The following is a 12,055-nucleotide window of genomic DNA, read 5'->3' as shown; positions in this document are numbered from 1 at the left end:
TTGATCAACCCTAACAGACAGAAAAAATTATGAGCTCAGTAATAATGACCATGAACAACCCTGCGGTACCGGGCACGCCCGCTACCATTTATACAGGGGTCACAGCCAGCCTGAATATCGCGCTCACCAATGACACCGGGGCTGATATCAATCTCACTAACGCTGCCAATCTGGAAGTGTTCATGCCGCTGTATTTCACGGCAACACAACTTGAGCAGATGGCAATCAGCAATATCTCGCCTGCAGGCTGGACTTTCAGTTACAACAGCACTGACATGGCCCTGCAACTGAAATGGACAGGCGGCAACGCCTCCTGGTTCAGTAATGGTGCCATCACTTTCAGCATCAACAATGTGCTGACGTCGAATGCTCCTACCGCTGACGTCGTGCAGATCAACTTCAATGACATCAGCGGTGCCAATGTCCCTAGCCAGGTATCGTCAGCGCTGGCGCTGGTTGCACAACCTGCGCCAGGCAACCTGAATCTGCAACAGGTGCTCAGCGTCGCACCAGAATTTGGCGGCGCGGTCTATGTGTCCGCCATCAGCAATCCACTGACCAATACCCTGTACCTGAACCTCAAGAATATAGGTAGCACACCTCTGTTCAATGGCAATAATATGTGGACAGGCTCACCCAAGGTATCAGTCAGTTTTGTGTATGGCACAACCAGCGGCTCGCTGGCGCCGGACGACAAACAGCAAGCGACACAAACGGGCTCAGCCTGGGCTATCAGCGCCGGTATTTATGTAGATCAGACTGGTGGCTGGAGTGTGCAAAATCCTTCTGTTACCGGCCAGGCGAATTCGCCAACCTGGACACTGACGCCCAACAATACCAACAAACAGATCATAGGTACCGGTGACCAGTCAAATGTGACATTCTCTTTCGCCAATATCATTTCGATGACACCGACTGGCCCTACGCAGATGTATGTGCAGTTTTCAGGCTTCATGGCGAACGATGGCACGCATTACAACGATACGGTGTTTGTCGTTCCTATCAGCAAGCAGATTCCACCCAATCCTGGCGCGATAGGCATCTACAGTCTGGCAGAAACTATCCCTGTTAACAGTTCAACTGAACAGGTCTCAATTCCACTGACCTGGAGCATGTTTGGTGTTGGCAGTGTCAAGCTGAGCTTCTATATACCAGGCATGACCATACCGGAACAAAAGTATACCTACGGCACTACTGCACATCCCGCACTCAATTATGACACTGAGCATCCACAGATCACTGGCATTACCAAGACCCAGACCCTGACTGTGTATTGCTGGGCTTACTCTGACAGCAACTGGCAAAATCAGTTGAACAAGATACAGTGCACGGTTCCGTTGATCTTCCCACCTGTGATCAATAGTTTTACAATACAGCCGACCACGATCGTGCCACCGGCCAGTTATGCCTTCCAGCTGCAATGGGATATTGAGGGACAGGACAGTTTTGAAATCATTGCCGACAACGGTTCAGGCAGCCCACTCAAACTGCCAGTTCCGCAAACCGCTTCGACTTATATAGTCAACCCAACTTCGCCACAAACTACCTATACACTGAATGTGTATGGCAACACTACTAATGACTGACCGGAGTATACCATGCCAAATTCAAATGTCGTCACTGCGCAAGCCATCGCTACCATCCAGATGCCCGTCGGCACCGTCGTCAGTTTTGCAGGAACCGCAGCACCAAACGGCTGGTTGCTATGCGATGGTGCAGGTATAGCACAATCAACCTATCCGAATTTGTATGCGCTGGTCGGCGGCAATGTCCCGGACCTGCGCAGCCGCTTTATTGTCGGAGTAGGCCAGGGCAATGGGCTGGCAAACCGTACCCTGAATAACATTGGGGGAGAAGAAAACCACACACTCAGCCTCAATGAAATGCCCAACCACAGCCATTCCTATGGTGTTGGTGGCGGTAACGGCGGAGGTAATAATGGCACAGGTAATTCGGAGGGCTGGTCAACAACCAGTTCGGCGTTTACAACCTGGACGGGCGGCGCTGGCTCCACTTGGGCACATAACAATATGCCGCCCTTTTATGCGTTGACCTACATCATCAAATACTAAATTGCAGCAACCAAGTACAAAGCGCCGACTTATCGTAGTGGTGCAAACATAGATATATTTTTGCATCATTTTCACTTTTTTTCATATAAAACCACCATGAGCACATTAACCAGCACAGCCCCTGCCCAATCTGCCGACACAGTAGCGATCAACCCTTTGCCTGTCGGTTCCATCATTGCCTTTGGCGGCAGCGATGCGCCTAACGGTTGGCTGCTTTGCGTCGGCCAGACCATCAGCCAATCGACCTACCCCAACCTGTTCGCAGTCATCGGTGGCACCGTACCAGACTTGCGCAGCCGTTTTGTCATCGGTACAGGACAGGGGAATGGCCTAAGCAACTACCCACTCAAAAGCACGGGCGGTGTTGAAACTGTCACGCTCAATGTCAACCAGATACCCAGCCATCAGCATTTCGGTTTTGGCGAGGCTTACGACGATTGGCCGCTTGGCTATCAGGGTAGCAATCAAAAAGGCAGCAAAGGTGGTATGGACAATGACAACCATTATTACGGCACGACCAATACTGGCGGTAATCAGGCGCATGAAAACCGCCCGCCGTATTTTGCCCTGACTTACATCATCAAGTATTGAAAGCATAAGCAGGCTGGAGCAGTTTCAGGATTTATTTTTTCTGCGTCTGTTCAGCCTGTTTTTCAGCCAGTTGCTTCACACCGGCAGCAAGATAATCAGTCAGTTCATTCGGCACAGTCAGTGACAACTGGTAGTGCATGATTTCAAAGCCCTGCGCAGTATGGTGTATGACGCCGCTGGCCTGGCAAATGCCCATCTGTGTTTTCAACTGCTCATCAAACCAGATCCAGCTACGGTCTGGTGACATATTGATGTGGCGGTTAAAAGAAGTAAAAGCCCAGGCAGACGGACGTTCAAAAAAACGTTTGGCCCAGGCTTTGAATTCGTCACGTGTCCAGCGTTCTGTCTTGTCGGTACCTATGTACACACCGTCTTTTGCCATCTTGTCGAAATACTGCAGGCGTGCATGGGCAGCATCGTCATGCCATTCATCAATGAACTGGGCAACTTTGCTCGTGACGCTTGCAATATCATCTGCGGCATGAACCAATGTAGTCTGCATGGCCCATGCTGCCAATAAAGCACTCAGTGTCTTTTTCATTTTCACGTCCTGGTTTTCATAGCACGATTTTCGTAACCTGATCCGGGTATCAGTTTTGTCGGCTCAGGTAATCGGCACGGGTGATGCGATAAATCAGGCTGGCGGCTTCACCTGGCACATCTTCCACTTCCGAGTATAGCTGCATGCCGATTTTTTCCAGGGTGCGGCGCGAGGGAGTGTTGGCAGGCCTGACCAGGCCATATACTGCATCCTCAGCCAGCACCACAAAGGCCGCATGCAAGGCTGCCATGGCCATTTCCGTGGCATAGCCCCTGCCCCAGGTGTGAGCAGCAAAACGGAAATAGATATTCAGGCCGCTGAAATCACCTATCTGCTTGCGCATGATGCCACCAAAGCCCAACACCTGATCTGGCTCATCTATAGAACAGACTGTCCAGTAACCAAAATGCTGCCTATCCCATGCACCTGCCCAGTCATCCAGCAATACCCTGGTGGTTTCGCGTGATCTGGGGCCGGTGGGGTTATGGATATTGGTGGCGGGGTCACCATGGATGGTGGCAGCGCTGTCTATATCGCTACGTTCCATCTTGCGTAGTAAGAGACGCTCCGTCTTCAGCGGACTCAGTCTACTGTAATTAATCATGGTTCAATCCAGGTCAGCCAGGACTTTGAGATGTGCCACCACGCTACGCCCCAGGGCAGACAGGTTATAGCCACCTTCAAGACAACTGACGATGCGCTTATTGGAAAACTCCTGGGCAATCTTCATGATTTCCTTGGTGATCCAGGCATAGTCAGCTTCGACCAGGCCCATCTGCCCCATATCATCTTCACGATGGGCATCAAAACCGGCAGAGATAAAGATCATCTCCGGTTCAAACTTGCGCAAGGCAGGCAACCACTGCTCAGTGATCAACTGGCGCACGACGTCACCATAACTATGCGCCGGTACGGGAATGTTCACCATATTGCGGGCTGGATGCTCAGTACCGGTGTAGGGATAATAGGGGTGCTGGAAAAAACTCACCATGAGCACCCGTTCATCATTGCGGAAAGCCTCTTCCGTGCCATTACCATGATGGACATCGAAGTCAACAATGGCGATGCGCTGCAAGCCGCGCATTTCCAGTGCATGCTTGGCTGCCACGGCCACATTATTAAACATGCAAAAACCCATGGCTTCGCTAGGGGTAGCATGGTGGCCAGGCGGACGTATGGCACAAAAGGCATTTTCCACTTCGCCATCCAGCACGGCATCAGTTGCGGCTACTGCGGCACCGGCAGCACGCAACGAGGCACGCCAGGTATAAGCATTCAATGAGGTATCAGCATCCAGCGGGAAATGCTCGTACTCTGACCGCTCTGAAGGACAGTTTTCGCGTATGCGGTAGATGGCATCGGCAGTATGCACACGGGCCAGATGGGCTTCTGTGGCTTGCGGTGCCTCACGGTGATCGAGCAAAGTACTGATACGGCTGGCAATCAATTGATCGTCTATGGCTTGCAGGCGCTCAGGTGATTCCGGGTGCCATGAGCCCATTTCATGGCGTTTGCAGTCAGCATGGGTGTAATACGCAGTTGTCATGTCTCTGTGCCAGAACTGCCACAAATCCCGCCCGGCACAGACATGCCAGCGCAGTATGAGTGATATAAGTTCCGTTTATCTTATCTGTCTTATTATCAGTTTCACCCTATTTGCCTGATTTTGCAAATCCGTCTGTCTGAAACTTTTCACTATGAGCAACAGTTTTTGACATTTCGGTTTACACTGTGAGCACTTAAATTTGACAATTCATGGGCAGCATCTACCGGCTTCAGACATACCCTGCATGAATTTCAGGCAATAATAAACATCGCTCAGCAAGGAAAAACATGTTTTCCAAAGTACATAAAGTAGCAAAACAGGTCAACAGCGTCATCATAGGCAAGGAGCAGCAAATCAGGCAGGCGCTGGTCTGCTTGCTGGCAGGTGGGCATTTGCTGATCGAAGATTTACCTGGTGTCGGCAAGACCACATTGGCACATGCGCTGGCAATTTCACTGGGTTTGAAGTTCAATCGCCTGCAATTCACCAGTGACCTGTTACCGGCTGACGTGGTTGGCATCTCGATTTTTGACAGGGAAAAATCGCAATTTGTTTTTCATCCCGGCCCTGTGTTTGCCCAGGTATTGCTGGCCGACGAAATCAATCGCGCTACCCCCAAGACACAATCTTCATTACTGGAAGCCATGGAAGAAAGGCAGGTCTCGGTAGAAGGACAGACCCGCAACCTGCCCTCGCCTTTCTTTGTCATCGCCACCCAGAATCCTGCCCATCAAGTAGGTACTTTTGCCTTGCCTGAATCGCAACTGGACAGGTTTTTGATGTGCCTGTCGCTCGGCTATCCAGATGCTGCGGCAGAACGTGCCCTATTGCTGGGAGAAGACAGGCGCAGCCTGCTGGCGCAATTACCAGCCGTAATGCAGGCAGAAGAATTAATGGAAGCGCAACAACAACTCAAGAAAATCCATACCTCGTCTGCACTGGTTGATTACGTACAGTCACTGGCGCACGCGACACGCCAGGGTGATTTATTTGCAGAAGGCATGAGCCCACGCGCCTCTATCGCCTTGTTGCAGGCAGCGCGCGCCTGGGCAGCCATGGAAGGCCGCGACCACGTCTTGCCAGAAGATGTACAGGCAGTTTTGATACCCGTGATTGCGCACAGGTTGCGTCCATTGAAATCCATGACGGGCAAAGTCAGTGCCAGTAGCGAATTGCTGGCGCAATTGATGAAACGCGTCAGCGTCTGAAGCTGAGCAGCCACTGATAAATAACGGCATGTTCACATCGATAAAAAAAAGACTGCGCAAAATCGTTTTTCTGGAACACAAACCAGAAAGCGGTGAAGTGTTCCTGAATCAACGAAGGGTGTTCACCCTGCCCAGCAAACCCGGGCTGGTATTTGTCGTCCTTTTGCTGCTGATGTTTTTGGCAGCCACCAATTACAGCCTGAACCTGGGCTTTGGCCTGACCTATGTATTGGGCGGCATTGCGCTGGTCAATGTCTTCTATGGTTTTCGTAATCTGGCTTACCTGCATCTGTTGCCCGGCTCAGCCAGGGCAGTCTTTGCCGGCGAAGAAACCGAATATACGGTTTATCTGATCAACCGCCGCGCTCACCCACGCTATGCCATCAGCGTGGGTTTTGCTGAAAAAGGCCATCCAGAAAAATTTGTAGATATCGCTGCCGACAGCCGGGTCGCAGTGCAACTCAGTTATCCCACTGTCAACAGGGGTCTGGTGGCCATACCAAGAATACGTTTGCAAACCAATTATCCGCTCGGTCTGCTGCGCGCATGGAGTACCTGGCTGCCAGATGCGAATGCCCTGGTTTACCCGCAGCCGGAACCTAATCCACCTCCTTTACCGATGTCCGGCGCTGGAAAAAAAACGGATCTGCCAGGCCATGCAGGCGACGAAGATTTTGCCGGTGTGCGCGCCTATCAGCCCGGGGACGCCATGAAACATCTGGCCTGGAAGCAGATAGCCAAAGTCGATACGGCTTTGGGTGGTGCGCTGGTAACCAAGCAGTTCGCTGGTGGTTCTGGCAGTGACGTCATGCTGGACTTTGCCGCCCTGCCAAGGAATCTGGATACAGAATTGAAATTATCGCGCCTGACCAGTTGGGTACTGGAAGCCGATCAACGTGGCCTGACCTACGGCTTCAAACTCGCGCAAACGCAGTATCCGCCCACCACAGGACCGGAGCATTGCGAAGCCTGCCTGCGCGCACTGGCACTGTACGAGATATGAGCATCATGAAACTGCCCGTCTTCCGCACCATACTCTCACGTGATAAAGCAGATACCCTGCTGCTGATCTTTGCCTGTGTCTTCGTACTCTTGCCGCATGCAGATCATGTCAAATGGTGGGTAAATGCGTCTTGTGCCCTGCTTCTGGTGTGGCGAGGCTGGCTGACACTGAGTGGCCGCCGTCTGCCACCGCCTTTGCTACTATTACCTGTCGCTACCATGATGATGGCAGGCGTGTATCTGACACACAGGACTTTTTTTGGCAGGGAAGCTGGCGTTACCATGCTGGTCTTGCTGCTGACTTGCAAGCTATTGGAAATGCATGCCAAGCGCGATTTGTTCGTAGTGATTTTCCTTGGTTTCTTTTTATTACTGACCAGTTTCTTTTATCAGCAGACGATCTTCGCCGCCATGCTGACACTGACTGGTTTATGCCTGCTGTTAACAGCGCAACTGTCATTTCATTACACCGGTGTAGTACCACCATTACTACAAAGGCTCAAGCTAGGGGCGAGTATACTTGGGCTGGCAATTCCCCTGACCATCATCGCCTTTGTGCTATTCCCACGCATACAAGGGCCACTCTGGGGCTTGCCAGGTGATGCACAGTCCGGGCGCAGCGGGCTGTCAAGCTCCATGTCACCAGGCAATATCAGCGAACTGGCCCAGTCTGAAGAAATTGCATTTCGCGTCAAGTTCGATAAATTCATTCCTGCCAAACCCCAGCTATACTGGCGCGGCATCGTCATGAATCAATTCGATGGACGTAGCTGGTCACAGGAAGAAAAAAGGTCATCCTATAAAACTGATCAGGATAAAAACTGGATCAAGTACGGTGGTCAGGCGATCCATCAGGAAATCACGCTGGAAGCGAATGGACAGAACTGGTTGTTTGCACTGGACATGCCTGCAGGCAAGCCGGAATTAGAAGCGAACACGGGCAGCGTTGCCATCATCAACAAACTGATGGAGACGCGGCGCGAACAAGCCACAAATGAAAGGCTCAAATACACAATAGAGTCTTACACCAGCTATACCCTGGAAGCAGCAAGCAGCCGGGAAATGATGGCGGATTCACTTAAATTGCCAGAGGGTTACAACCCGCGCACCCTGGCTTTTGCTGCCACCTTACGTCAGCAGTATCCAGATGATATGCAACTGATCTGGGCAATACTCAATTATTTCCGTCGCGAGGCTTATTCTTACACGCTGGAGCCACCCCGTCTGGGCAAAAACAGTGCTGATGAATTTTTGTTTGACACCAGGGCCGGCTTTTGCGAACACTATGCCAGTGCCTTTGTCTTGCTGATGCGCGCAGCCAATATACCGGCGCGGGTAGTGGCTGGCTATCAGGGTGGCAATCTGAATTCTGTTGATGGCTACCTCGAAATACGCCAATCCGATGCCCACGCCTGGGCTGAAGTCTGGCTGGAAACGAAAGGCTGGGTCAGAGTCGATCCGACAGCAGCCGTCGCACCTGAAAGGGTGCAACGCTCACTTAATTACGCAGTGCCACGTCAGGGACTGGCCGGTCTGATGAATCTGAGCCCGGATGGAATTTCTTTTTTCAATCAGGTACGCATGCAGTGGAGTGCAGTCAACAATTCATGGAACCAGTGGGTACTGAATTACAACCAGAATACCCAAAGAAGCTTGCTGAATTCTCTGGGTTTCATGAAAGTTGACTGGGCTCAACTGACCTTGTTGTTTTTTATTGCAACCAGTCTGATACTGGGTCTGATCGCTTTACCCCTGATTCGCAACCGGCCACGTATCACAGCGCTTGATAAGGTATACTTTTCTTTCTGTCGCAAGATGGAAAAAAAGACCGCAGCACGCGCATTACATGAAGGGCCCAAAGCCTATCTGGAAAGACTGCGCAGCAGCTTGCCCGTAGCTGATTTTGAAAACGCCGAGCGTTTTCTGACACTCTATGCAAGTGCCCGCTACGGCAAAAATCCTGGCCCGGAAAGCACGCTGATCCGGCGTTTGAAAACCTTGCTGGCCGCATGCCGCTAATTTTTTATTGACGTATTTTGATCTCACTGACCACCTCCGCATCAAACCAGCCCCGCACATTGCTGAATGGCGTTTACTCCCTGATCATCGCTACCGCCATGCTCACTGCGGGCGAAGCACATGCAACAGGGAAAAAGCATACAAAAAAAACCGCTGCGAATATTGCATCAGCCCCGGCTGCCAAAGCTAAAAAAGATGAAAGCCATTTTGAGCAATGGAAGGAAGTGTCCAACTTCATTTCTGAAATGGTCAGCAAACATGGTTATACCGAAGCAGAATTGAAAGCCATCTTCAAGCAGGCAAAGTACATAGAAACCGCCAGGCAATTAATGCGCCCTGCACCACCCGGCAAACCCAAAAACTGGAAGGCCTATCGCGCCCGCTTTGTCGAACCTTACCGTATCGAAGCCGGTATTGCCTTCTGGGATAAATATGCCGATGCACTGACAAAAGCTGAGCAGGAATATGGTGTGCCGCCAGAAATCATCGTCGGCCTGATCGGTGTCGAAACCATCTTTGGCAAACAGACCGGTGGCTTTCGCGTGATGGATGTGCTGACCACGCTGGCCTTCGATTACCCCGACACACCTACCCGTGATATACGCATGCAATTTTTCCGTGGCGAGCTGGAAAACATGTTGCTGATGTCGAGAGAAGCCTCATTGGATCCCTTCGTGTTTAAAGGCTCTTATGCAGGCGCGATAGGCTGGCCGCAATTCATGCCAGGCAGCATCAGAAAATATGCCGTGGACTTTGATGGCGATGGCAAAATCAACCTGACTGATTCACCCGTAGATGCCATAGGCAGCGTCGCCCACTATCTTGCGGTGCATGGATGGAAGCGCAATTTGCCCATCGCATTCCCTGCCACTCTGGTGCTGAATGAGAAAAGTGAACTGCTCAACACTGCATTGGGGAAAGGTTTACAGGTCAGCTATCAGTTGCAGGATTTAAAAGCCATTGCAACAACAGCCAGTAGTGAGGCGCCAACAAACATCCAATATGGTCTTGTCGATCTGCAAAATGGCAACGACGCAACAGAATACTGGCTGGCAACAGAGAATTTTTTTGCTATCACGCTGTACAACCGCAGTTATTTTTACGCAATGTCAGTCTTTGACCTAGGGCGTGTCATTGCTGCGGCAAGACAAAAATAATTCGTATTCAAGCGAAATAGATAGCATTACAGAGTGTTGAAGGAGGAAGGCCGTAATTTAACAGATTTTAATAAACCGAATAAAATTGTTAATTTATGTTATTCTAGTAACTAATTACTGGAATAAACATTGCCATTCAGTATTTTCTAAACTAAAGTGCTGTTATCTAGTTGACACATTTACTTCTTAACTAAGCAAAGTGTCAAGAGATTTAACAATGGTTTGCTATTTTTCTGACAAGCAAATTATATTTTAAAGATACAATATTACCGTTTGATTAATTTTTTATTGAAGCAACTAATTAAGCGTCAATAAACTACACAGCGAGGTAATTATGGCAAATTTGACCCAGCTTGAATCCGATGAAATCGACTATGATCCAAACAATCTGTTGGATACTCTGATCAAGCAATTGCATTTGAAAAATGATGCAGCACTCTCCAGAGCATTGGAAGTGGCACCACCAGTAATCAGTAAAATCAGGCATCGTCGCCTGCCGGTCGGCGCATCACTGCTGATCCGCATGCATGAAATCAGCGATGTCAGTATCAAAGAACTGCGCGAATTGATGGGCGACCGTCGTGCGAAGTTCCGTATCAGCGACAAACAATTCAAACCAAAAGACGCAGCTTAAGTCTTTTATTTGATCGGTGATTGCTGCCTGATAAATCTCTGGATTTTCAGGATAATTGCTTCATTGAAAAATACCGAAAACGCGCCACAAGCGTGATTTCGGTATTTTTTTATTGCTTTATTTTGCACCGGATTTATGACAGCTTGATGTAAAAGCTGACAAAGATGTATAACAAAGATGTGTCGCTGACAGGATTCAGCTGAATGAGTTCTCCGAATGAGTTCTCTGAGTGAGTTCTCTGAATGAGCTCAGTAAGTAAGCCCTGCACGTGAATGCTCTGGGTGTGCCTGGTCCGTAAACCAATTAGTGAGCGCAATATCTGCGCTCACACCTGCGAATCCTCAGGCAGGAAATACACCCGTCGATAAATAACGGTCGCCACGATCACAGACGATGAAGACGATAGTGGCGTTTTCTACAGTCTGGGCAACGCGCAAAGCGATTTCGCATGCACCTGCGGCAGAAATACCACAAAATATTCCCTCTTCCACCGCCATCCTGCGTGCCATGTGCTCGGCATCTGCCTGCGTCACGGACTCCACCTGATCTACCCTGGCTTTATCAAAAATCTTGGGCATGTAAGCCTCTGGCCATTTGCGTATGCCTGGTATTTGCGAGCCTTCTTCCGGTTGCGCACCGATGATGTGGATCTGCGGATTCTGTTCCTTCAAATAAGCAGATACACCCATGATGGTGCCGGTGGTTCCCATGGCACTGATGAAATGAGTAATCTTGCCCTTGGTATCACGCCAGATTTCTGGCCCTGTACCCTCATAGTGAGCCAGAGGATTATCTGGATTGGCGAACTGGTCGAGTATCACGCCCTGTCCTTCTGACTGCATTTGTTCTGCCAGGTCACGCGCATATTCCATACCGCCAGTCTTGGGTGTCAACATGATTTGCGCACCATAGGCAGCCATGCTTTGACGGCGCTCTATGCTCAGGTTTTCTGGCATCAGCAAGATCATCTTGTAACCGCGCATGGCCGCAGCCATGGCGAGGGCAATACCAGTGTTGCCGCTGGTGGCTTCTATCAGGGTGTCACCAGATTTGATACGGCCACGCTCTTCTGCCCTTTTGATCATGGACAAGGCGGGCCTGTCCTTGACAGAACCGGCAGGATTATTACCCTCCAGTTTGCCAAGGATGACGTTATTACGTCGGTGGTTTTCTTCGCCGGGTATGCGCTGCAATCTAACGAGCGGTGTATTGCCTATGGTGTCTTCGATGGTCAGATAGGTCATGGTAAGCAGCTTAAAAAGACAAACTCTTATTCTAATCGCAG

General features: G+C 50.3%; 12 protein-coding genes. 8 read left to right on the top strand and 4 right to left on the bottom strand.

Annotated features, from left to right (window positions below):
* Window positions 1-29: 29 nt before the first annotated feature.
* The 3 genes from AC3WQT_RS21625 to AC3WQT_RS21615 all read left to right on the top strand — a co-directional run bounded on the left by AC3WQT_RS21625 (window position 30) and on the right by AC3WQT_RS21615 (window position 2,663).
* Window positions 30-1,586, top strand: coding sequence for a hypothetical protein (locus tag AC3WQT_RS21625; RefSeq protein ID WP_492706973.1), 1,557 nt, complete (start codon window positions 30-32; stop codon window positions 1,584-1,586).
* 12 nt (window positions 1,587-1,598) lie between these two features.
* Window positions 1,599-2,072: a phage tail protein gene (locus AC3WQT_RS21620; RefSeq protein ID WP_492706972.1), complete on the top strand. Its 474-nt coding sequence runs from the start codon at window positions 1,599-1,601 to the stop codon at window positions 2,070-2,072.
* 96 nt (window positions 2,073-2,168) lie between these two features.
* On the top strand, window positions 2,169-2,663 hold the full coding sequence (locus tag AC3WQT_RS21615) for a phage tail protein (protein WP_492706970.1): 495 nt from the start codon (window positions 2,169-2,171) through the stop codon (window positions 2,661-2,663).
* Between the two features lie 31 nt (window positions 2,664-2,694).
* On the opposite strand, the gene AC3WQT_RS21610 is transcribed toward AC3WQT_RS21615, so the two are convergent.
* Genes AC3WQT_RS21610 through AC3WQT_RS21600 form a run of 3 tightly spaced genes read right to left on the bottom strand, consistent with a single transcriptional unit; the run spans window position 2,695 to window position 4,750 of the window.
* The gene (locus tag AC3WQT_RS21610) at window positions 2,695-3,204 is read right to left on the bottom strand and encodes a nuclear transport factor 2 family protein (protein WP_492706968.1); all 510 of its coding nucleotides are present in this window, start codon (window positions 3,202-3,204) and stop codon (window positions 2,695-2,697) included.
* A gap of 49 nt (window positions 3,205-3,253) precedes the next feature.
* Complete coding sequence (locus tag AC3WQT_RS21605; protein WP_492706967.1) at window positions 3,254-3,808, bottom strand: GNAT family N-acetyltransferase; 555 nt, start codon at window positions 3,806-3,808, stop codon at window positions 3,254-3,256.
* A 3-nt stretch (window positions 3,809-3,811) separates the two neighbouring features.
* Window positions 3,812-4,750 carry a histone deacetylase family protein gene (locus AC3WQT_RS21600; RefSeq protein WP_492706965.1) on the bottom strand — a complete coding sequence of 313 codons (939 nt, stop codon included), beginning with the start codon at window positions 4,748-4,750 and terminating at the stop codon, window positions 3,812-3,814.
* A gap of 287 nt (window positions 4,751-5,037) precedes the next feature.
* Here AC3WQT_RS21600 and AC3WQT_RS21595 point away from each other — a divergent pair, with 287 nt between their 5' ends.
* The 5 genes from AC3WQT_RS21595 (at window position 5,038) to AC3WQT_RS21575 (ending at window position 10,770) form a co-directional block, all read left to right on the top strand.
* Window positions 5,038-5,958, top strand: a complete 921-nt coding sequence (locus AC3WQT_RS21595; RefSeq protein ID WP_492706963.1) for an AAA family ATPase — start codon at window positions 5,038-5,040, stop codon at window positions 5,956-5,958.
* Between the two features lie 28 nt (window positions 5,959-5,986).
* Window positions 5,987-6,961, top strand: coding sequence for a DUF58 domain-containing protein (locus tag AC3WQT_RS21590; RefSeq protein WP_492706961.1), 975 nt, complete (start codon window positions 5,987-5,989; stop codon window positions 6,959-6,961).
* A 5-nt stretch (window positions 6,962-6,966) separates the two neighbouring features.
* A complete protein-coding gene (locus tag AC3WQT_RS21585; protein WP_492706959.1) occupies window positions 6,967-8,979 on the top strand; it encodes a transglutaminase TgpA family protein in 2,013 nt (670 codons plus the stop codon).
* 17 nt (window positions 8,980-8,996) lie between these two features.
* Window positions 8,997-10,136, top strand: coding sequence for a lytic murein transglycosylase B (mltB, locus tag AC3WQT_RS21580; RefSeq protein ID WP_492706958.1), 1,140 nt, complete (start codon window positions 8,997-8,999; stop codon window positions 10,134-10,136).
* 334 nt (window positions 10,137-10,470) lie between these two features.
* Window positions 10,471-10,770, top strand: coding sequence for a hypothetical protein (locus AC3WQT_RS21575; RefSeq protein WP_110257001.1), 300 nt, complete (start codon window positions 10,471-10,473; stop codon window positions 10,768-10,770).
* A 341-nt stretch (window positions 10,771-11,111) separates the two neighbouring features.
* On the opposite strand, the gene cysM is transcribed toward AC3WQT_RS21575, so the two are convergent.
* On the bottom strand, window positions 11,112-12,014 hold the full coding sequence (cysM, locus tag AC3WQT_RS21570) for a cysteine synthase CysM (protein WP_492706956.1): 903 nt from the start codon (window positions 12,012-12,014) through the stop codon (window positions 11,112-11,114).
* Window positions 12,015-12,055: the final 41 nt, after the last annotated feature.

The organism is Undibacterium sp. FW305-107 (genome assembly GCF_058788535.1).
This window is presented reverse-complemented; position numbering and strand designations above follow the sequence as displayed.